At 72.9% G+C, this 20,997-nt stretch carries 21 protein-coding genes; 17 read left to right on the top strand and 4 right to left on the bottom strand.

Annotation, left to right across the window (positions count from 1 at the left end):
- Window positions 1-17 precede the first annotated feature (17 nt).
- On the bottom strand, window positions 18-773 hold the full coding sequence (locus ACIQ9G_RS14800; protein WP_403608880.1) for an enoyl-CoA hydratase/isomerase family protein: 756 nt from the start codon (window positions 771-773) through the stop codon (window positions 18-20).
- Between the two features lie 312 nt (window positions 774-1,085).
- On the opposite strand from ACIQ9G_RS14800, the gene ACIQ9G_RS14795 reads away from it, so the two are divergent.
- Window positions 1,086-1,625: an ATP-binding protein gene (locus ACIQ9G_RS14795; protein WP_403608879.1), complete on the top strand. Its 540-nt coding sequence runs from the start codon at window positions 1,086-1,088 to the stop codon at window positions 1,623-1,625.
- 9 nt (window positions 1,626-1,634) lie between these two features.
- On the opposite strand, the gene idi is transcribed toward ACIQ9G_RS14795, so the two are convergent.
- From idi to galE, 3 genes are all read right to left on the bottom strand, one after another.
- Entirely contained in the window at window positions 1,635-2,228 is a 594-nt protein-coding gene (gene idi, locus ACIQ9G_RS14790; protein ID WP_403608878.1) for an isopentenyl-diphosphate Delta-isomerase, read from the bottom strand.
- A gap of 154 nt (window positions 2,229-2,382) precedes the next feature.
- A complete protein-coding gene (locus tag ACIQ9G_RS14785; RefSeq protein ID WP_403608876.1) occupies window positions 2,383-3,321 on the bottom strand; it encodes a cation diffusion facilitator family transporter in 939 nt (312 codons plus the stop codon).
- Between the two features lie 150 nt (window positions 3,322-3,471).
- The gene (gene galE / locus ACIQ9G_RS14780) at window positions 3,472-4,443 is read right to left on the bottom strand and encodes a UDP-glucose 4-epimerase GalE (RefSeq protein WP_403608875.1); all 972 of its coding nucleotides are present in this window, start codon (window positions 4,441-4,443) and stop codon (window positions 3,472-3,474) included.
- 448 nt (window positions 4,444-4,891) lie between these two features.
- On the opposite strand from galE, the gene ACIQ9G_RS14775 reads away from it, so the two are divergent.
- The 16 genes from ACIQ9G_RS14775 to ACIQ9G_RS14700 form a co-directional block, all read left to right on the top strand.
- Complete coding sequence (locus ACIQ9G_RS14775; RefSeq protein ID WP_403608873.1) at window positions 4,892-6,700, top strand: DUF5941 domain-containing protein; 1,809 nt, start codon at window positions 4,892-4,894, stop codon at window positions 6,698-6,700.
- Window positions 6,697-7,449: a sugar phosphate nucleotidyltransferase gene (locus tag ACIQ9G_RS14770; protein WP_403608871.1), complete on the top strand. Its 753-nt coding sequence runs from the start codon at window positions 6,697-6,699 to the stop codon at window positions 7,447-7,449. Before ACIQ9G_RS14775 ends, ACIQ9G_RS14770 begins: the two co-directional genes overlap by 4 nt.
- Window positions 7,437-8,498, top strand: coding sequence for an iron-containing alcohol dehydrogenase family protein (locus tag ACIQ9G_RS14765; RefSeq protein ID WP_403608870.1), 1,062 nt, complete (start codon window positions 7,437-7,439; stop codon window positions 8,496-8,498). The genes ACIQ9G_RS14770 and ACIQ9G_RS14765 overlap by 13 nt, the downstream gene beginning before the upstream one ends.
- The gene (locus tag ACIQ9G_RS14760) at window positions 8,476-9,255 is read left to right on the top strand and encodes a CDP-alcohol phosphatidyltransferase family protein (RefSeq protein ID WP_403608869.1); all 780 of its coding nucleotides are present in this window, start codon (window positions 8,476-8,478) and stop codon (window positions 9,253-9,255) included. The genes ACIQ9G_RS14765 and ACIQ9G_RS14760 overlap by 23 nt, the downstream gene beginning before the upstream one ends.
- Entirely contained in the window at window positions 9,252-10,145 is an 894-nt protein-coding gene (locus ACIQ9G_RS14755; protein ID WP_403608867.1) for a glycosyltransferase family 2 protein, read from the top strand. The genes ACIQ9G_RS14760 and ACIQ9G_RS14755 overlap by 4 nt, the downstream gene beginning before the upstream one ends.
- Window positions 10,146-10,236: 91 nt before the next feature.
- Entirely contained in the window at window positions 10,237-11,166 is a 930-nt protein-coding gene (locus ACIQ9G_RS14750; RefSeq protein ID WP_403608865.1) for an ABC transporter permease, read from the top strand.
- Window positions 11,159-11,950 (top strand): ABC transporter ATP-binding protein, encoded by a 792-nt coding sequence (locus tag ACIQ9G_RS14745; RefSeq protein ID WP_392196499.1) that lies wholly within the window; start codon window positions 11,159-11,161, stop codon window positions 11,948-11,950. Before ACIQ9G_RS14750 ends, ACIQ9G_RS14745 begins: the two co-directional genes overlap by 8 nt.
- Before the next feature lie 360 nt (window positions 11,951-12,310).
- Window positions 12,311-13,207: a squalene synthase HpnC gene (gene hpnC / locus ACIQ9G_RS14740; RefSeq protein ID WP_403608863.1), complete on the top strand. Its 897-nt coding sequence runs from the start codon at window positions 12,311-12,313 to the stop codon at window positions 13,205-13,207.
- The gene (gene hpnD, locus ACIQ9G_RS14735) at window positions 13,204-14,154 is read left to right on the top strand and encodes a presqualene diphosphate synthase HpnD (protein ID WP_403608862.1); all 951 of its coding nucleotides are present in this window, start codon (window positions 13,204-13,206) and stop codon (window positions 14,152-14,154) included. The genes hpnC and hpnD overlap by 4 nt, the downstream gene beginning before the upstream one ends.
- Window positions 14,154-14,294: a DUF6380 family protein gene (locus ACIQ9G_RS14730; protein ID WP_403608860.1), complete on the top strand. Its 141-nt coding sequence runs from the start codon at window positions 14,154-14,156 to the stop codon at window positions 14,292-14,294. Before hpnD ends, ACIQ9G_RS14730 begins: the two co-directional genes overlap by 1 nt.
- Window positions 14,291-15,718 carry a hydroxysqualene dehydroxylase HpnE gene (hpnE, locus tag ACIQ9G_RS14725; RefSeq protein WP_403608858.1) on the top strand — a complete coding sequence of 476 codons (1,428 nt, stop codon included), beginning with the start codon at window positions 14,291-14,293 and terminating at the stop codon, window positions 15,716-15,718. Before ACIQ9G_RS14730 ends, hpnE begins: the two co-directional genes overlap by 4 nt.
- Window positions 15,719-15,789: 71 nt before the next feature.
- Window positions 15,790-16,854: a polyprenyl synthetase family protein gene (locus ACIQ9G_RS14720; RefSeq protein WP_403610005.1), complete on the top strand. Its 1,065-nt coding sequence runs from the start codon at window positions 15,790-15,792 to the stop codon at window positions 16,852-16,854.
- 119 nt (window positions 16,855-16,973) lie between these two features.
- The gene (gene shc / locus ACIQ9G_RS14715) at window positions 16,974-18,983 is read left to right on the top strand and encodes a squalene--hopene cyclase (protein WP_403608857.1); all 2,010 of its coding nucleotides are present in this window, start codon (window positions 16,974-16,976) and stop codon (window positions 18,981-18,983) included.
- On the top strand, window positions 18,983-19,672 hold the full coding sequence (locus tag ACIQ9G_RS14710; RefSeq protein WP_403608856.1) for a 1-hydroxy-2-methyl-2-butenyl 4-diphosphate reductase: 690 nt from the start codon (window positions 18,983-18,985) through the stop codon (window positions 19,670-19,672). The genes shc and ACIQ9G_RS14710 overlap by 1 nt, the downstream gene beginning before the upstream one ends.
- 5 nt (window positions 19,673-19,677) lie before the next feature.
- On the top strand, window positions 19,678-20,700 hold the full coding sequence (hpnH, locus tag ACIQ9G_RS14705) for an adenosyl-hopene transferase HpnH (protein ID WP_403608854.1): 1,023 nt from the start codon (window positions 19,678-19,680) through the stop codon (window positions 20,698-20,700).
- Between the two features lie 4 nt (window positions 20,701-20,704).
- Window positions 20,705-20,997: flavodoxin-dependent (E)-4-hydroxy-3-methylbut-2-enyl-diphosphate synthase (locus tag ACIQ9G_RS14700; RefSeq protein WP_403608852.1), on the top strand; the 293-nt coding region annotated here is incomplete at its 3' end.

The following is a 20,997-nucleotide window of genomic DNA, read 5'->3' as shown; positions in this document are numbered from 1 at the left end:
GGCGGGGCGCGGGCGTCTCAGTCCGACGCGGGAACGGTCCAGGTGAAGACCGGTCGCCTGCGCTCCAGGAACGCGGTGACGCCCTCCGCGGTGTCGGTGCCGTCGAGGGACTGGGCGGCCCAGTGGGCGTCACGGTCCGTGCGGCCGTTCGCGAACTCCTTCGCCGCGGCCTGGGTCAGTTGCGAGCGCGCGGCCAGGATGCGGGTGAACTCCTTGACGCGCGCGCCGAGTTCACCCTCGGGGAGTACCTCGTCGACCAGTCCGGTGCGCAACGCCCGCCCCGCGTCGATCAGCTCGCCGGAGAAGAGCAGGTACTTGGCGGTGGCCGGGCCGACCAGGGAGACCAGCCGGCGGGTGGAGGAGGCCGGGTAGACGATCCCGAGCTTCGCCGGGGTCACCCCGAACAGCGCACCCGCCTCCGCGAACCGCAGATCGCAGGCCGCCGCGAGCTGCGCGCCGCCGCCCACGCAGTGCCCGCGCACCGCGGCCAGCGTCGGCTTCGGGAAGGCCGCGAGCGCCTCCTCGGCCAGCACCGCGAGGCGCTGCGCCTCCTCGGGGGAGCCGCGCAGCGTGGAGATGTCGGCGCCCGCGCAGAACGTCGCGCCGGCCCCGGTCAGCACCAGGGCGCGCACGCCCGGATCGGCCGCGAGGGCCGTCAGCAGCGGGGGCAGCGCCCGCCACATCGCGGCCGTCATGGCGTTGCGCTTGGCCGGGTGGTCGATGACGACCGTGGCGACGCCGTCGGTGACCTCGTGCTGCAGCTGCGGCTCCATGCGCCGGATGCTATCCGCCGGACCGGCCGTTCGATCAAGAAGGGCCCGGGGAGAGGTACGACACGCCGCCGGGCGACCGGCTCGGCCCGAACGCGACCGTTTCGGCGGGCGCGGCGCCGCCCGCGGGGGCGCGAACCCGGGCGCCCGGCGGCCGCCCGTACAAACCGAAGAGTTCGCGAAGGCGGCGCGGGGGGCGACAGGAGCGGTCCCACACGTGACCGTGTCATACCCAGCCGGTCAGAAAGCGCTTCAAACCAGCTGACTTGTGTTCAGTCCTATAGGTAGGACGGGTGCGTTACCAACACTCGACGTGTGGCGACAATCGAGCGCGAGGGTGGCGACCCGACGACGGGCGACCACGGGCGCGGGTACGGCCCGCGCCCAGCGGACGGCGCGGGGGTTCCCCCGCTGGAGCGGCCGCCGGATCCGGCGCCGTACGAGGGTGTCTGGCGGTTCACCGCTCCCGCCGTCGAGGCCTCGGTCCCGCAGGCCCGGCACGCCGTGCGGGACCTGCTGCTGCGTCAGGGGGTGCCCGTCTCGGACGACCTCGTCCACGGGCTGCTGCTGATCGTCTCCGAGCTGGTCACCAACGCCGTACGGCACGCGGCGCTGCTGTCGCCGATGCTCGCGGTGGAGGTCGCCGTCGGCGCCGAGTGGGTACGGGTGTCCGTGGAGGACAACCATCCCTACCGCCCGACGGCCCTGGAGGCCGACCACGGCCGGACCGGCGGGCGCGGGCTGCTGCTGGTCCGGGAGATCGCCCGGGAGGCGGGCGGGGTCTGCGACATGGAGCACACCACGAGCGGCGGCAAGGTGATCTGGGCCGCCCTGCCGCTCAAGCCCCCACGGTGACGTACCGCCTCACCAGCCGGCCGACGGGCCCGTCAGCTCCCTGATCGCGGGGCGGGCCGCGTCCAGCACGGTCATGAACCAGGCGGAGAAGGTGTCCCGCGCGTGCCGCTCCGCGAGCTCGGCGGGCGTCACGAACGCCGTCGCGCCGACCTCCGCCTCGTCCGGCCGCGGCGCGGACTGCGCCATGCCCACGAACAGGTGGTTGTACTCCTGCTCCACCAGGCCCGAGTCCGGGTCCGGGTGGTTGTAGCGGACCGTGCCCGCCTCGGCGAGCAGCGAGGGGGAGATCCCGAGCTCCTCGTACGTCCGCCGGGCCGCCGCCGCGAAGGGCGCCTCGCCGGGGTAGGGGTGGCCGCAGCAGGTGTTGGACCACACGCCGGGGGAGTGGTACTTGCCGAGCGCCCGCTGCTGGAGCAGCAGCCGGCCGCGCTCGTCGAAGAGGAACACGGAGAAGGCGCGGTGCAGCCGCCCGGGCGGCTGATGGGCGGCGAGCTTCTCCGCGGTGCCGATCGTCACGCCGTTCTCGTCGACCAGTTCCAGCAGGATCGCTTCCGTGGTGCCGCTCGGCGAGCTGTGCGTCTCGGTGGCAGGTGTGATCGACATACCCATCCTTCACATCGGTCCTCGAACCCCAAGTCTGCCGTACGAAAGCGGCACTCCCGGCGCTTCCCGGCACTCTCGCATGTCCGCGCCGGGCCGGGTCGCGGCGCCGGGCGCCCTCAGTGGCACAGGCCCGCCTCAGCCGCACAGAGCCGCCTCAGTGGCACAGACGCGCCTCGTGCTCCGCGTGGCCGCCCGGCTCCAGCTGGAAGGTGCAGTGCTCCACGTCGAAGTGGTCGCCCAGGCAGCCCTGGAGCTCGTGCAGCATCTTCTCGTGGCCGATGGCGTTGAGCACGTCCGTGCTCACCACGACGTGCGCGGAGAGCACCGGCATCCCGGAGGTGATCGTCCACGCGTGCAGGTCGTGGACGTCCTCCACCCCGTCCAGGGCCAGGATGTGCGCCCGCACCTCGGCCATGTCGACGTCCTTGGGCGCGGCCTCCAGCAGGACGTCCAGGGTCTCGCGCAGCAGCTTGACGGTGCGAGGCACGATCATGACGCCGATGAGCAGGGAGGCGATCGGGTCGGCGGCCTGCCAGCCGGTGAGCAGGATCACCGCCGCCGAGATCATCACCGCCAGCGAGCCGAGGGCGTCCGCGGCCACCTCCAGGAACGCGCCGCGCACGTTCAGGCTCTCCTTCTGGCCGCGCATCAGCAGCGTCAGTGAGACGGAGTTCGCGACCAGGCCGATCAGACCGAAGACGATCATCAGACCGCCCCGGGTGTCGGCCGGGGTGAGGAAGCGCTGGACGGCCTCGTAGAGCACGTAGCCGCCGACGCCGAGCAGGAGCAGGCAGTTGGCGAGCGCGGCGAGGATCTCGGCACGGGCGTAGCCGAAGGTGCGGTTGCCGCTCGGCGGGCGGTTGGCGAAGTGGATGGCGAGCAGGGCCATGCCGAGGCCGACGGCGTCGGTCGCCATGTGGGCCGCGTCCGCGACGAGCGCGAGCGAGTCCGCGGCCACGCCGCCGATGATCTCCACCACCATCACGGCGAGCGTGATCGACAGCGCGACGCGCAGCGTGCCGCGGTGCGCGGCCGCCGCCGTCCCGGTGGCCGCCGCGCCGTGCGCGTGCCCGTGGTCGTGACCGGCCCCCATCTGACCTTCCGCCCTCCTGAGACGCGTTCCGGGACCACAGTCAACTACGGGCGGCGGGTACCGGGCAACGCGGCACTGAACACCGTTGTCATGTGCCCCGGACCCCGCCCTGACCTGCGTGAACGAACCGCCGATCGGGCGGTGGGGCGGTCAGTCGCCGTGGTGCAGCCGCCAGCCCCGCCAGGCCGAGGAGACCATCTCGGCCACCCCGCGCCGGGCCCGCCAGCCCAGCTCCGCCGCGGCCCGCTCCGCGGAGGCGACGGCGCGCGGCGCGTCCCCCGGACGGCGGGCCTCGACGACGGGCGGCCGCCGGTCGCCGGTGACCTCGCCGACGACCGAGATCAGCTCCCGGACCGACACGCCCTCACCGCGGCCGATGTTCAGGGTCAGGTCCCCGCCGCCGTCCGTCCCTGCCAGCCTCCGGGCCGCCGCCAGGTGGGCGTCCGCCAGGTCGGCGACGTGGATGTAGTCACGTACGCAGGTGCCGTCCGGCGTCGGGTAGTCGTCGCCGAAGACCCGCGGGGCCTCGTCGCGGGTGAGGCGGTCGAACACCATCGGGACGATGTTGAAGACACCGGTGTCGGCGAGCTCCGGGGCGGCCGCGCCGGCGACGTTGAAGTACCGCAGGCACACCGTGGCGATGCCGTGCGCCTGCCCCGCCGCCCGGACCAGCCACTCCCCGGCCAGCTTGGTCTCGCCGTAGGGGTTCACCGGGGCGCACGGGGTGTCCTCGGTGATGAGGTCCACGTCCGGATTGCCGTAGACGGCCGCCGAGGAGGAGAACAGCAGGCGCCGGACCCCGGCCCCGGCCATCGCGTCCAGCAGCGTGGCGAGACCGCCGACGTTCTCCTGGTAGTAGCGGGTCGGCTGCGCCACGGACTCGGCGACCTGCTTGCGCGCGGCGAGGTGCACCACCCCGGTCACCTCGTGCTCGGCCAGCACCCGCTCAAGCAGCTCCGCGTCGAGTGAGGAGCCCCGGACGAGCGGCACCTCCTCGGGCAGCCGCGCCGCCCGCCCCGCCGACAGGTCGTCGAGCGCGACCACACGCTCCCCGGCCCCGGCCATGACCCGCGCCACATGTGCCCCGATGTACCCGGCCCCGCCGGTGATCAGCCACGTCATGCCGCCCCACCCTATGCGGGCCACCCACCGCGACACGGAGCACCCGCCGTGACTCCGGACACCCGCCGCGACACCGACGCCCGTGACACCGAGCACCCCCCGTCACACCGGCGACCGCCGTGATGCCGGACACCCCGCCCGCTGTCGTACGCCGGACGTCCCGCCCTCTCGGGCACCCGCTCTCCCGGGCGCCCCCTCACCCCACCCCCCCGTCGCGATGCCCGTCCCCGCCCCCGCGGTTTGTGGCGAGGCCCCCGCATCACCGATGATGATCGCGGCGCAGGCCGCAGCAGACCGCGTTGATCGTCCCGTGAACGGGCGGTGAACACGGTCTTCCCCGCATCCGATAGCCTCTGCCGACATGCCGCCCGGGTGCCACAGGCATACGGCGCCCCCCACCATGCACATGACCGGCGCGGACGCGTCGGCCCCCAGGGAGTGACTTCGGTTGTCGACCGCCATCCTCACCGGTCAGCCGGTCCCCGGATCGTCGATCGAGAACGATCTGCGGTCCCTCGGCTTCGACGTGCGGATCGCCTCCGACGCCTCCGACGCCGAGACGCAGCTGGCCCAGGTCCCCGGCGACCAGCGGGTCGCCGTCGTCGACGCCCGCCTCGTCGGCCATCCGCACGCCCTGCGTCTGGGCCTGACCGACCCCCGCTTCGACCTCGCCGCCGTGCCCGGCGCCGTCACCGCCCGCCCGGCCGGCCGTCAGGCCCTGACCCGGGCGATGGCCCGCGAGAACTCCGTCGGCGGCGGCACCGCACTGGCCGTGGACAGCCTCGCGGACCGCATCGTCGCCGCCCTCGACGCCGAGGGCTCCGCCGTGCACCGCCCCGAGCTCGGCAGCCTCGTCGCCGCCGTGCCCACCGACCCGCAGGGCCGCAACGAGGCACGGCAGGCCGTCGCCGCCGTCGACGACGAAGCCGTACGCCTGAAGTCGGCCGTGAAGGCCCGCGACGGCTTCTTCACCACCTTCTGCATCAGCCCGTACTCGCGCTACCTCGCCCGCTGGTGCGCCCGGCGCGGCCTGACCCCCAACCAGGTCACCACCGCCTCCCTGCTCACCGCCCTGATAGCGGCCGGCTGCGCGGCCACCGGCACCCGCGGCGGCTTCGTCGCGGCCGGCGTGCTGCTCATCGCCTCGTTCGTACTGGACTGCACCGACGGCCAGCTCGCCCGCTACTCGCTCCAGTACTCCACCCTCGGCGCCTGGCTGGACGCCACCTTCGACCGGGCCAAGGAGTACGCCTACTACGCCGGCCTCGCCCTCGGCGCCGCCCGCGGCGGAGACGACGTGTGGGCCCTCGCGCTCGGCGCGATGGTCCTGCAGACCTGCCGGCACGTCGTCGACTTCTCCTTCAACGAGGCCAACCACGACGCCACCGCCAACACCAGCCCCACCGCCGCCCTCTCCGACAAGCTCGACAGCGTCGGCTGGACGGTCTGGGTGCGCCGGATGATCGTCCTGCCGATCGGCGAGCGCTGGGCGATGATCGCCCTCCTCACGGCGGCCACCACGCCCCGCGTCACCTTCTACGCGCTGCTCGCCGGCTGCGCCTTCGCGGCCACCTACACCACCGCGGGCCGCGTGCTGCGCTCGGTGACCCGCAGGGCGACGCGCACGGACCGCGCGGCCGGGGCGCTGGCCGACCTCGCGGACAGCGGCCCGCTCGCCCAGGTCCTCGCGGGCGCCCTGCGCACCGTCGCGGGCCGGCTGCCCGGCGCCGCCGCCCCGGCCCTCGCCCTGCTCGGCTCGCTCGCCGTCGTGGCCACCGCCGCGCTGACCGGCTTCGGCGGCCCCTGGCCGGTCCTCGCCGCCGTCGTGTACGCGCTCACCTCCGCACTCGCCGTCGCCCGCCCCCTCAAGGGCGCCCTCGACTGGCTCGTCCCGCCGCTGTTCCGGGCCGCCGAGTACGGCACCGTCCTCGCCCTGGCCGCCAAGGCCGGCGTGAACGGAGCGCTTCCGGCGGCTTTCGGCCTGGTGGCCGCGGTCGCCTACCATCACTACGACACGGTGTACCGCATCCGCGGCGACGCCGGAGCGCCGCCGGCGTGGCTGGTGCGCGCCGTCGGGGGGCACGAAGGGCGGACGCTGCTCGTCACCGTGCTGGCGGCGCTGCTCACCGCCTCGCAGTTCACCGTCGCGCTCACGGTCCTCGCCGTGGTCGTCGCCCTGGTGGTGCTCGCCGAGAGCATCCGCTTCTGGGTGTCCGCAGGGGCGCCCGCCGTACACGACGAAGGAGAACCCGCATGATCGGCCTCGTGCTGGCGGCCGGCGCCGGACGGCGTCTGCGCCCCTACACCGACACCCTGCCCAAGGCGCTGGTGCCGGTGGGGCCGGCGGGGATAGAGGGCGAGCCGACGGTGCTCGACCTCACCCTCGGCAACTTCGCCGAGATCGGCCTGACCGAGGCCGCGGTCATCGTCGGCTACCGCAAGGAGGCCGTCTACGAGCGCAAGGCCGCCCTGGAGCGGAAGTACGGCCTGAAGCTCACCCTGATCGACAACGACAAGGCCGAGGAGTGGAACAACGCCTACTCCCTGTGGTGCGGCCGTGACGCCCTCAAGGACGGCGTGATCCTCGCCAACGGCGACACCGTCCACCCGGTCTCCGTCGAGCGGACGCTGCTGGCCGCCCGCGGCGGCGACAAGAAGATCATCCTCGCCCTGGACACGGTGAAGAACCTGGCGGACGAGGAGATGAAGGTCGTCGTCGACCCCGGCAAGGGCATGACCAGGATCACCAAGCTGATGGACCCCGCCGAGGCCACCGGCGAGTACATCGGTGTCACCCTCATCGAGGGCGACGCGGCCCCGGAGCTCGCCGACGCGCTGCGCGCCGTGTGGGAGACCGACCCGCAGCAGTTCTACGAGCACGGCTACCAGGAGCTGGTCAACCGCGGCTTCCGGATCGACGTGGCGCCGATCGGCGACGTCAGCTGGGTCGAGATCGACAACCACGACGACCTCGCCCGGGGACGGGAGATCGCGTGCCAGTACTGACCCGGCTCATCCCGTCGCCGGTCGTCGTGGACATCCGCCCGGGTGCCCTCGACGACCTGGGCTGCGTGCTCGCCGACGAGCGCATCTCGCACTCCGGCCGGCTCGCCGTCGCCGTCAGCAACGGCTCCGGCGCGCGGCTGCGCGACCGGGTCGCCCCCACCCTGCCCGGCGCCACCTGGTACGAGGTCGGCGGCGGCACCCTCGACGACGCGATCCGGCTGGCCGACGAGATGAAGTCCGGCCACTTCGACGCGGTCGTCGGCCTGGGCGGCGGCAAGATCATCGACTGCGCCAAGTTCGCCGCGGCGCGCGTCGGCCTGCCCCTGGTCGCGGTGCCGACGAACCTCGCGCACGACGGCCTGTGCTCCCCGGTTGCGACCCTCGACAACGACGCGGGCCGCGGCTCCTACGGCGTGCCCAACCCGATCGCCGTCGTCATCGACCTGGACGTGATCCGCGAGGCGCCCGCGCGCTTCGTCCGCTCCGGCATCGGCGACGCCGTGTCCAACATCTCCGCCGTCGCGGACTGGGAACTTGCCCACCGCGTCAACGGCGAGAAGGTCGACGGGCTGGCAGCGGCCATGGCCCGCCAGGCGGGCGAGGCGGTGCTGCGGCACCCGGGCGGCATCGGCGACAACGACTTCCTCCAGGTGCTCGCCGAGGCGCTGGTGCTCAGCGGGATCGCCATGTCGGTCTCGGGCGACTCCCGGCCCTCGTCGGGGGCGTGCCACGAGATCAACCACGCCTTCGACCTGCTGTTCCCCCAGCGCGCCGCGAGCCACGGCGAGCAGTGCGGACTGGGCGCGGCCTTCGCGATGTACCTGCGCGGGGCCCACGAGCAGTCGGCGTTCATGGCCGGGGTGCTGCGCCGGCACGGACTGCCGGTGCTGCCGGAGGAGATCGGCTTCACCGTGGACGAGTTCGTCCGCGCCGTGGAGTTCGCCCCGGAGACCCGGCCCGGCCGCTACACGATCCTCGAACACCTCGCCCTCAAGACGAACCAGATCAAGGACATCTACGCCGACTATGTCAAGGCCATCGGTAGCTGAACTCCGTCCGGTCGTCCACCCCGCGGGGGTCAAGGACCGGCGCAGCGGTGAGCACTGGATGGGACGCCTCTACATGCGTGAGGTGTCCCTGCGGGTCGACCGCTACCTGGTCAACACCAGGATCACGCCCAACCAGCTCACGTACCTGATGACCCTCTGCGGTGTCCTGGCGTGCCCGGCCCTGCTGGTGCCGGGGATTCCGGGCGCCGTGCTCGGCGTGGTCATGGTGCAGCTGTACCTGCTGCTGGACTGCGTCGACGGCGAGATAGCGCGCTGGAAGCAGCAGTTCTCGCTCGGCGGTGTCTACCTGGACCGGGTCGGCGCCTATCTGTGCGACGCCGCGGTCCTGGTCGGGCTGGGCCTGCGCGCCGCCGACCTGTGGGGCAGCGGGCGGATCGACTGGCTGTGGGCCTTCCTCGGGACCCTCGCCGCCCTCGGCGCGATCCTGGTCAAGGCCGAGACCGACCTCGTCGGCGTCGCCCGGCACCAGGGCGGCCTGCCGCCGGTCAAGGAGGCCGCGTCCGAGCCGCGCTCCTCCGGCATGGCGCTGGCCCGCCGGGCCGCCGCGGCGCTGAAGTTCCACCGGCTGATCCTCGGCATCGAGGCGTCCCTGCTGATCCTGGTCCTCGCGATCGCCGACGCGGCCAGGGGCGACCTGTTCTTCACCCGGCTCGGCACCGCCGTACTCGCCGGGATCGCGCTGCTGCAGACCCTGCTGCACCTGGTGTCCGTCCTCGCGTCCAGCAGGCTGCGATGAGCGCCGTGGGCAACGCGCCCAAGGTCGGCGCGGTCGTCATCACCATGGGCAACCGCCCCGACGAGCTGCGCGCCCTGCTCGACTCGGTCGCCGAGCAGGAGGGCGACCGGGTCGAGGTGGTCGTGGTCGGCAACGGCTCGCCCGTCCCCGACGTCCCCGAGGGCGTCCGCACGATCGAGCTGCCGGAGAACCTCGGCATCCCCGGCGGGCGCAACGTCGGCATCGAGGCCTTCGGCCCGAGCGGCCGGGACGTCGACATCCTGCTCTTCCTCGACGACGACGGCCTCCTCGCCCACCACGACACCGCCGAGCTGTGCCGCCGGGCCTTCACGGACGATCCGGGGCTCGGCATCATCAGCTTCCGCATCGCCGACCCGGAGACCGGTGTCACCCAGCGCCGCCACGTGCCGCGGCTGCGCGCCGCCGACCCGATGCGCTCCTCCCGGGTCACCACCTTCCTCGGCGGCGCCAACGCCGTCCGCACCCAGGTCCTCGCGGAAGTGGGTGCGCTGCCGGACGAATTCTTCTACGCGCACGAGGAAACCGATCTGGCATGGCGGGCCCTCGACGCGGGCTGGATGATCGACTACCGGTCCGACATGGTGCTGTACCACCCCACGACCGCGCCCTCGCGGCACGCGGTCTACCACCGCATGGTCGCCCGCAACCGGGTCTGGCTGGCCCGCCGCAACCTGCCCGCGCCGCTGGTCCCGGTCTACCTCGGGGTCTGGATGCTGCTCACCCTGCTCCGCCGCCCCTCCCGGCCGGCGCTGAAGGCCTGGTTCGGCGGTTTCCGGGAAGGCTGGACCACACCGTGCGGTCCGCGTCGGCCCATGAAGTGGCGTACGGTGTGGCGGCTGACCCGGCTGGGCCGGCCTCCGGTCATCTGACAAGCAATCCCGTGGGTGCCGGGTCACCACCCGGCCCGCGCTCGCGCTGCCCGCACAGGCGGCGCGTCTTCGAAGACGAAAGTATCCGGTTGTGAGTGAGACAACGCACGACGGCGGTGTCGCGGTCGACGCGGCACCGTCGCCCGACGAGGGCCTCACGGCGGCGCGGCTCGCCGCCAGGCACGGGCTTACCGTCAGCGGCGCCCGGCCCTCGCTGACGGATTACGTCCGCCAGCTCTGGGGGCGCCGCCACTTCATCCTCGCCTTCTCCCAGGCGAAGCTGACCGCCCAGTACAGCCAGGCCAAGCTCGGCCAGCTCTGGCAGGTGGCGACCCCGCTGCTGAACGCGGCCGTGTACTACTTCATCTTCGGCGTGATCCTGCGGGCCAGCCGGGGCATGACGCCCGAGACGTACATCCCCTTCCTGGTCACCGGCGTGTTCGTGTTCACCTTCACGCAGAGCTCGGTGATGGCGGGGGTGCGGGCCATCTCCGGCAACCTCGGCCTGGTGCGGGCGCTGCACTTCCCGCGCGCCTCGCTGCCGGTCTCCTTCGCGCTGCAGCAGCTCCAGCAGCTGCTGTTCTCGATGATCGTGCTGTTCGTGGTGGCCATCGGCTTCGGCAGCTACCCGGGTCTGTCCTGGCTGCTGATCGTGCCGGTGCTGGCGCTGCAGTTCCTGTTCAACACGGGCCTCGCGCTGATCGTCGCCCGGATGGGCGCCAAGACCCCCGACCTGGCCCAGCTCATGCCGTTCCTTCTGCGTACCTGGATGTACGCGTCCGGAGTGATGTTCTCCATCAGCGGGATGCTCGCCGGGCGGCCGGAGTGGTTCATCCGTCTGATGCAGGTGAACCCCGCCGCGGTCTACATGGATCTGATGCGGTTCGCGCTGATCGACGGGTACGGTGCCTCGCACCTGCCGCCGCACGTCTGGGCCGTCGCCCTGTTCTGGGCCGTCGTCGTCTTCGCCGGCGGGTTCGTCTACTTCTGGAAGGCGGAGGAGAGGTACGGCCGTGGCTGAGCAGAACGCCGCCCGCGTCGACGGGGAGCGGATCCCCACCGTCATCGCGGACGAACTGCACATCGTCTACCGCGTCAACGGCGCCAAGACGGGCAAGGGCAGCGCCACCGCCGCGCTCAGCCGCATCCTCAAGCGCGGCGAGGAGCGCGGCGTGCGCAAGGTGCACGCCGTCAAGGGCGTCTCCTTCGTCGCCTACCGCGGCGAGGCCATCGGCCTGATCGGCTCCAACGGCTCCGGCAAGTCCACCCTGCTGCGCGCCATCGCCGGCCTGCTGCCCGCCGAGAAGGGCAAGGTCTACACCGACGGCCAGCCCTCGCTCCTGGGCGTGAACGCGGCCCTGATGAACGACCTGACCGGCGAGCGCAACGTCATCCTCGGCGGTCTCGCGATGGGCATGTCCCGCGAGGAGATCAAGTCGCGCTACCAGGAGATCGTCGACTTCTCCGGCATCAACGAGAAGGGCGACTTCATCACGCTGCCGATGCGGACGTACTCCTCCGGCATGGCGGCCCGGCTCCGCTTCTCCATCGCCGCCGCCAAGGACCACGACGTCCTCATGATCGACGAGGCGCTGGCCACCGGTGACCGCAAGTTCCAGAAGCGGTCCGAGGAGCGCATCCGGGAGCTGCGCAAGGAGGCCGGCACCGTCTTCCTGGTCAGCCACAACAACAAGTCGATCCGCGACACCTGCGACCGGGTGCTGTGGCTGGAGCGCGGTGAGCTGCGCATGGACGGCCCCACCGAAGAGGTGCTCAAGGAGTACGAGAAGTTCACCGGCAAGTGACCCGGACGCCGTCGGGCCCCGCCGGAACTGCTCCGGTGGGGCCCCGCGTCTGCAAAGGAAACGCCAACTCGGGCCGGGGCACGGAATCTTGACACCAATCGGTGTGTTGTTGTGATGTGCCGGACACCCCTGCGGAACACATCACGTTGTACAACGTAAGCTGTACCGGTCCCCGAAAGCGGCACATGGGGCGATAATGCGCGACACCCTCCCTCGGGGCAGCCCCGCGGAGGGTCCGGCGGCGTGTCCGAAATAGTGTGTATTGGATCGGCAGTGTAGAACGGGAGATGTGACGGCAATGGCTACGGAAACTCCCCAGCTCAGCGCAAGCCGTGCCGTCCCCGCTCCGGGCAGCGCGCGGTGACGGGAACCACCGCGGCGCGCGACCCCGGGCGCGCCACGCTGGACAAGGCCGCGGGCGAGAACTTCCCCGTGGCGCCGTTCTTCCTGCCCAGAGCCTGGCGTGCCGACCTGATGGCCCTCTACGGCTTCGCCCGCCTCGTCGACGACATCGGCGACGGCGACCTGGCCCCCGGCGGGGCCGACGCCCGGCTGCTCGGCGTGTCGCCCGAGGAGGCCGGGAACCGCCTGGTCCTCCTGGACGCCTTCGAGGACGACCTGCGCCGCGTGTTCGACGGCGCACCGCGCCACCCGCTGCTGCGCCGGCTCCAGCCCACCGTCCGCCGCCACGCGTTGACCCCCGAGCCCTTCCTCGGCCTGATCGCGGCCAACCGCCAGGACCAGCTCGTCACGCGGTACGAGACCTACGACGACCTCCTCGCCTACTGCGCGTTGTCCGCCAACCCCGTGGGCCGCCTCGTCCTCGCCGTCACCGGCACCTCGACCCCCGAGCGGATCCGCCGCTCCGACGCGGTCTGCACCGCCCTGCAGATCGTCGAGCACCTCCAGGACGTCGCGGAGGACCTCGCCCGCGACCGGGTCTACCTCCCCGCCGCCGACATGAAGCGCTTCCACGTGCGGGAGGACGATCTCGCCGCCCCCACCGCCGGCGCGTCGGTGCGCGCCCTGGTCGCGTACGAGGCGGAACGTGCCCGCATCCTGCTGGACGAGGGCGCCCCCCTGGTGGGTAGCGTCCACGGCAGGCTGAAGCTGCTGCTCGCGGGGTTCGTGGCGGGGGGAAGGGCGGTCGTGCGGGCGATCGCCGCCGCCCGGTACGACGTACTTCCCGGCCCGCCCAAGCCCGGCAAGGTCCAGTTGCTGCGCGAGGTGGGCGTGACCCTGCGAGGAGAGGGGTGATCCGGGCCGTGGAAGCTCCGCCGCAGGTGTCCGCACCGGTACTCGCCGCCTACAGCTACTGCGAGGCCGTCACCGGTCAGCAGGCCCGCAACTTCGCCTACGGCATCCGGCTGCTGCCTACGTCCAAGCGGCGCGCCATGTCCGCGCTGTACGCGTTCTCCCGGCGCGTCGACGACATCGGCGACGGCGAGCTGACGGACGACGTCAAGATCGCCCGGTTGGAGGACACCCGGGCCCTGCTCGGCCGGGTCCGCGAGGGCGGGGTCGAGGACGACGACACCGACCCCGTCGCGGTGGCCCTCGCCCACGCCGCCCGGACCTTCCCGATCCCGCTCGGGGGCCTGGACGAACTCATCGACGGCGTCCTCATGGACGTCCGCGGCGAGACCTACGAGACCTGGGACGACCTGAAGGCCTACTGCCGCTGCGTGGCCGGGGCCATCGGACGGCTCTCGCTCGGCGTGTTCGGCACCGAGCCGGGCGCGCGGGGCGCCGAGCGCGCCCCCGAGTACGCCGACACGCTCGGCCTCGCGCTGCAGCTGACCAACATCCTCCGGGACGTCCGCGAGGACGCCGCGGGCGGCCGCACCTATCTGCCCGCCGACGACCTCGCCAAGTTCGGCTGCTCGGCCGGGTTCCGCGGCCCGATCCCGCCGGAGGGCTCCGACTTCGCGGGTCTGGTCCACTTCGAGGTGCGCCGCGCCCGCGCCCTGTTCGCCGAAGGCTACCGGCTGCTGCCCATGCTGGACCGGCGCAGCGGCGCGTGCGTCGCCGCCATGGCCGGTATCTACCGCCGCCTGCTCGACCGCATCGAGCGCGAGCCGCAGGCCGTGCTGCGCGGCCGGGTCTCGCTGCCGGGCCGGGAGAAGGCGTACGTCGCCGTGCGCGGCCTGTCCGGGCTGGACACCCGGCACGTCTCCCGGCAGACCGTCAGGAGGCGCGCCTGATGGACCGTTCGCTCCCGGTCGGCTCCACCGCCGAGAAACGGCGCGCAACCCTCCGCCGCCACGCGGCGTCCCTGACGGCAACGACCGGCCGTGGGGCACCGCGTCGCCACGGCGGGCGCACAGGGGAGGGCGCGCGATGACCGACGGCACCCGGCCGGACCAGCCGCTGAACGGCGCCCCGCGTGGCGCCGCGCGCCACGCCGTCGTGGTCGGCGGAGGACTCGCCGGCATCACCGCCGCGCTCGCGCTCACCGACGCCGGAGTGCGCGTGACGCTGGTCGAAGGGCGGCCCCGCCTCGGGGGCCTCGCCTTCTCCTTCCGGCGCGGCGACCTGACCGTCGACAACGGCCAGCACGTGTACCTGCGCTGCTGCGCCGCGTACCGCTGGTTCCTCGGCCGGATCGACGCCGCCGCGCTCGCCCCGCTGCAGGACCGGCTCGACGTGCCCGTCCTCGACGCCACCCGCCCCGAGGGACGACGGCTCGGCCGGCTGCGGCGCGACGCGCTGCCCGTGCCCCTGCACCTGGGACGCAGCCTGGCCGCCTACCCCCACCTCTCGCTCGCCGAGCGCGCCCGGGTCGGCCGGGCCGCGCTCGCGCTCAAGGCGCTCGACCTCAGCGATCCGGCCCTGGACGCCCAGGACTTCGGCAGCTGGCTGACCGCGCACGGCCAGTCGGCGCGGGCCGTCGAGGCCCTGTGGGACCTGGTCGGGGTCGCCACGCTCAACGCGGTCGCGGGCGACACCTCGCTCGGGCTCGCCGCGATGGTGTTCAAGACCGGTCTGCTGTCCCACCCCGGCGCGGCCGACATCGGCTGGGCCCGCGTCCCGCTGGGAGAGCTGCACGACCGGCTGGCCCGCAAGGCGCTCGACTCCGCGGGCGTGCGCACCGAACTCCGCACACGCGTCACCTCCCTGTCCCCCCACGAGAACGGCGGCTGGAGCGTCCGGGTTCCCGGCGAGACGCTGCGGGCCGACGCTGTCGTGCTCGCCGTGGCGCAGCGCGAGGCGCACGGCCTGCTGCCGCCCGGCGCCCTCGACGCGCCCGAGCGGCTGCTGCGGATCGGCACCGCGCCCATCCTCAACGTCCACGTCGTCTACGACCGCAAGGTGCTCGCCCGCCCCTTCTTCGCCGCCCTCGGCACCCCGGTGCAGTGGGTCTTCGACCGTACGGAGGCCTCCGGCCTGAAGCGGGGTCAGTACCTGGCCGTCTCCCAGTCGGCGGCCCAGGACGAGATCGACGCGCCCGTGGCCGAGCTGCGGGAGCGCTACCTGCCCGAGCTGCGGCGGCTGCTGCCCCGCGCGCGGGGCGCGGAGGTCGAGGACTTCTTCGTCACCAGGGAGCGCACGGCGACGTTCGCCCCGACCCCCGGCGTCGGCCGTCTCAGGCCCGGCGCCCGCACCAAGGCACCCGGCCTGTACCTGGCCGGAGCGTGGACCGCCACAGGGTGGCCCGCGACCATGGAGGGTGCGGTCCGCAGCGGCGTGAGCGCGGCGGAGGCCGCGCTGCGCGCCCTCGGCCGGCCCCGCCCGAGCCGCCTCTTCGCTCTGGAGGAGGCGGCGTGATGCTCGACCAGCACGGCGCGGCAGGCTCCCGCATCCCCGGCACCGCAACAAGGAGAGACACTGTGCCCACTGTGCCCCCGGCCTCGACGCCCGGTCGAAGGACCGCGGCGGACGTGACCGCGCTGCTGGAGCGCGGCCGGACCCTGGCCACGCCGGTTCTGCGGGCGGCGGTCGACCGCCTGGCACCCCCCATGGACACGGTGGCCGCCTACCACTTCGGCTGGATCGACGCCGACGGCAGGCCGGCCCACGGCGACGGCGGCAAGGCCGTCCGCCCGGCCCTGGCCGTGCTCTCCGCCGAGGTCACCGGGGCCGCTCCGGAGACCGGGATCCCCGGCGCGGTAGCCGTCGAACTGGTCCACAACTTCTCGCTGCTGCACGACGACCTGATGGACGGCGACGAGCAGCGCCGGCACCGCGACACCGTCTGGAAGGTGCACGGCCCGGCCCAGGCCATCCTGGTCGGTGACGCCCTGTTCGCCCTGGCCAACGAGGTCCTCCTGGAACTCGGCACCGTAGAGGCCGGCCGGGCCACCCGCCGCCTGACCACCGCCACCCGCGCCCTGATCGACGGTCAGGCGCAGGACATCTCCTACGAGCACCGCGACCGCGTCAGCGTCGCGGAGTGCCTGGAGATGGAGGGCAACAAGACCGGCGCACTGCTCGCCTGCGCCAGCTCCATCGGCGCGGTGCTCGGCGGCGCGGACGACGCGACCGCCGACGCGCTGGAGAAGTACGGCTACCACCTCGGCCTGGCCTTCCAGGCCGTCGACGACCTCCTCGGCATCTGGGGCGACCCGGAGGCCACCGGGAAGCAGACCTGGAGCGATCTGCGCCAGCGCAAGAAGTCCCTGCCGGTCGTGGCCGCCCTCGCGGCGGGCGGATCCGCCTCCGAGCGGCTCGGCGAGATGCTCGCCGCCGACGCCAAGAGCAGCGACTTCGAGAACTTCTCGGAGGAGGAGTTCGCGGCCCGCGCCGCCCTCATCGAGGAGGCGGGCGGCCGTGCGTGGACGGCCGAGGAGGCGCGCCGCCAGCACACCACCGCCATCGAAGCCCTCGACGCCGTCGACATGCCCGAGCCGGTCCGGGCCTCCTTCACGGCGCTCGCCGACTTCGTCGTCGTACGAAAGAGATGATCGTTATCGGTCGAACCAGCCTCGCGTAGTCGCCGGCCGGTGCCGCAGGAGGTTTCCAGGCACCGGCCGACGGCGGACCCACAGCAGCACGACTCGCACGACTGCACGAAGGGGAAGCCATGACAGCGACGACCGACGGAAGTACCGGGGCCACTCTCCCGCCCCGCGCTGCCGCGGCCAGCGAAACCGTACTCACCACACCCGTGGCGGCCGGGGCAGCACAAGCCGCCGAACGCGCGGTCCGGCGCGCCACCGACTTCCTGCTCTCCCGGCAGGACGCGGAAGGCTGGTGGAAGGGCGACCTCGAGACCAACGTCACGATGGACGCCGAGGACCTGCTGCTGCGTCAGTTCCTGGGCATCCTCGACGAGGAGACGACCCGGTCCGCCGCCCTCTTCGTCCGCGGCGAGCAGCGCGAGGACGGCACCTGGGCCACCTTCTTCGGCGGCCCCGGCGAGCTGTCCACCACCATCGAGGCCTACGTCGCCCTCCGCCTGGCAGGCGACGCGCCCGGCGACCCCCACATGGCCAGGGCCTCGGCCTGGATCCGCGCGCAGGGCGGCATCGCGGCCTCCCGCGTCTTCACCCGGATCTGGCTGGCCCTGTTCGGCTGGTGGAAGTGGGAGGACCTGCCCGAACTCCCGCCGGAGCTCCTCTACTTCCCCACCTGGGTCCCGCTCAACATCTACGACTTCGGCTGCTGGGCCCGGCAGACCATCGTCCCGCTCACCGTCGTCTCCGCCAAGCGGCCGGTGCGGCCCGCGCCCTTCCCGCTCGACGAGCTGCACACCGACCCCGACCGCCCCAACCCGCCCAGACCCTTCGCCCCGGCGGCGAGTTGGGACGGCGCCTTCCAGCGTCTGGACAAGGCGCTGCACGCGCTGCGCAAGGTCGCGCCGAAGCGGCTGCGCAGAGCCGCGATGAACACCGCGGCCCGCTGGATCATCGAACGCCAGGAGAACGACGGCTGCTGGGGCGGCATCCAGCCGCCGGCCGTGTACTCGATCATCGCGCTGCACCTGCTGGGCTACGACCTCAACCACCCGGTCATGCGCGCGGGCCTTCGGTCGCTGGACCGTTTCGCCGTCCGGCGCCCGGACGGCGCCCGGATGATCGAGGCCTGCCAGTCGCCCGTGTGGGACACCTGCCTGGCCACCATCGCCCTCGCCGACGCGGGCGTCCCCGCGGACCACCCGCAACTGGTGAAGGCCGCCGACTGGATGCTCGGCGAGCAGGTGGTGCGGCCCGGCGACTGGTCGGTGCGCCGCCCCGGACTGCCGCCCGGCGGCTGGGCGTTCGAGTTCCACAACGACAACTACCCCGACACCGACGACACCGCCGAGGTCGTCCTCGCCCTGCGCCGGGTCCGCCACCACGACCCGGAACGGGTCGACAACGCCGTGGCCCGCGGGGTGCGCTGGAGCCTCGGCATGCAGTCGAGGAACGGAGCCTGGGGCGCCTTCGACGTCGACAACACCAGCCCCTTCCCCAACCGGCTGCCGTTCTGCGACTTCGGCGAGGTCATCGACCCGCCCTCGGCCGACGTCACCGCCCACGTCGTCGAGATGCTCGCGGTCGAGGGCCTCTCCCACGACCCGCGCACCCGGCGCGGCATCCAGTGGCTGCTGGCCGAACAGGAGCCGAACGGCTCGTGGTTCGGGCGCTGGGGCGTCAACTACGTCTACGGCACCGGGTCGGTGGTGCCCGCCCTGGTCGCCGCCGGGCTGCCCGGCGCGCACCCGGCGATCCGCCGCGCGGTGACCTGGCTGGAGTCGGTGCAGAACGACGACGGCGGCTGGGGCGAGGACCTGCGCTCCTACCGGGACGCCAAGGGGTGGAGCGGCCGGGGCGCCTCCACCGCCTCGCAGACCGCCTGGGCGCTGCTCGCCCTGCTGGCGGCGGGGGAGAAGGAGTCCAAGGCCGTCGAGTCCGGCGTCGCGTGGCTCGCCGCCACCCAGCGGGAGGACGGCTCCTGGGACGAGCCGTACTTCACCGGCACCGGCTTCCCCTGGGACTTCTCCATCAACTACCACCTCTACCGGCAGGTCTTCCCGCTGACCGCGCTCGGCCGGTACGTCCACGGCGAGCCCTTCGCCGCCAAGGCCCGCGCCGGGGCCGAGGCGGGCTGATGGACGCCCGGCCCGCCCCGACACCGCTGCTGATCGCCTGCGCGCTCGGCATCGAGCGCCTCGCCCTGCGCACGGGCGGCCGCGGTGCCGGGCGCGGGAGCCTCGGGCGCCCCGGGGCCGGACCGGACCACCGGGCCGCCGGCGGGCCCGTCACCGTCCTGCGCACCGGCATGGGGCCCAGGGCGGCGGAACGCTCCGTCACCCGGCTCCTCGCCGACCCCGCGCTCGCCGGGGCCGCCGTGCTCGCCACGGGCTTCTGTGCCGGACTCGCCCCCGGGATGCACCCCGGCGACCTGGTGGTCGCCGAGGAGACCCGGGATCCGCGCGGGACCGTGCGGTGCGTGGGCACCGAGCTGCTCGTCGGGGAACTCGCGCGCGCCCTGCCCGGGCGCACCGTCCACACCGGGCCGGTCACCGGATCCGACCACGTGGTCCGCGGGCCGGAACGCTCCGGCCTGCGGGCCACCGGCGCGATCGCGGTCGACATGGAGTCCGCGGCCACGCTCCTGGGCGCGGTGCGCGAGGGCGCGCGCCCGGTTGCGGCCGTCCGGGTGGTCGTGGACGCTCCAGAACATGAACTCGTCCGGATCGGCACGGTGCGCGGTGGAATATCAGCGTTCCGTGTTCTTCGTTCCGTTCTGCCGACTTTCTTCGAATGGCACCGTAGTGTGTTGCTCCCCCGGAGGTGAGCCAGATGGCCATGCCGCTGCGTCAGTCCATCAAGGTCGCTACATACCTGGCCGAACAGAAGCTGCGCAGGCGGGACAAGTTTCCGCTCATCGTGGAGCTCGAACCCCTCTTCGCCTGCAACCTGAAGTGCGAGGGCTGCGGCAAGATCCAGCACCCGGCCGGCGTGCTCAAGCAGCGGATGCCGGTCGCGCAGGCCGTGGGAGCGGTGCTGGAGTCCGGCGCGCCGATGGTGTCCATCGCGGGCGGAGAACCGCTGATGCACCCGCAGATCGACGAGATCGTGCGCCAGCTGACGGCCAAGCGGAAGTACGTCTTCCTGTGCACCAACGCGATGCTGCTGCGCAAGAAGATGGACCGGTTCACGCCCTCCCCCTACTTCGCCTTCGCCGTCCACATCGACGGACTGCGTGAGCGGCACGACGAGTCGGTGGCCAAGGAGGGCGTGTTCGACGAGGCGGTCGAGGCCATGAAGGAGGCCAAGCGGCGCGGCTTCCGGGTGACCACCAACTCGACCTTCTTCAACACCGACACCCCGCAGACCGTCATCGAGGTCCTCAACTACCTCAACGACGACCTGAAGGTCGACGAGATGATGATCTCGCCCGCCTACGCCTACGAGAAGGCCCCCGACCAGGAGCACTTCCTGGGCGTGGAGCAGACCCGCGAGCTGTTCAAGAAGGCCTTCGCGGGCGGCAACCGGCGCCGCTGGCGGCTCAACCACTCCCCGCTGTTCCTCGACTTCCTCGAGGGCAGGGTGGACTTCCCGTGCACCGCGTGGGCGATCCCGAACTACTCCCTCTTCGGCTGGCAGCGCCCCTGCTACCTGATGAGCGACGGATACGTCCCGACGTACCGCGAACTGGTGGAGGACACCGACTGGGACAAGTACGGCCGCGGCAAGGACCCGCGCTGCGCCAACTGCATGGCGCACTGCGGGTACGAGCCCACCGCCGTGCTGGCCACCATGGGCTCCCTCAAGGAGTCCCTGCGCGCCCTGCGCGAGACCGTCTCCGGAAACCGCGAGTGACGCCATGACCGCCGTTTCCCTGGGCGTTCCCGAGGTACCGGGCCGGCCGATCGCCGAGCGGCGCGTGTCGCGGCGGATCGAGGTCGGGTCGGTACCGGTCGGGGGCGGGGCCCCGGTGTCGGTGCAGTCGATGACGACGACGCGTACGTCGGACATCGGTGCGACGTTGCAGCAGATCGCGGAGCTGACGGCGTCGGGGTGCCAGATCGTGCGGGTGGCGTGTCCGACGCAGGACGACGCGGACGCGCTGGCGACGATCGCGCGGAAGTCGCAGATCCCGGTGATCGCGGACATTCA

It is taken from the genome of Streptomyces sp. NPDC096152 (assembly GCF_044763235.1).
GTDB lineage: Bacteria > Actinomycetota > Actinomycetes > Streptomycetales > Streptomycetaceae > Streptomyces.
This window is presented reverse-complemented; position numbering and strand designations above follow the sequence as displayed.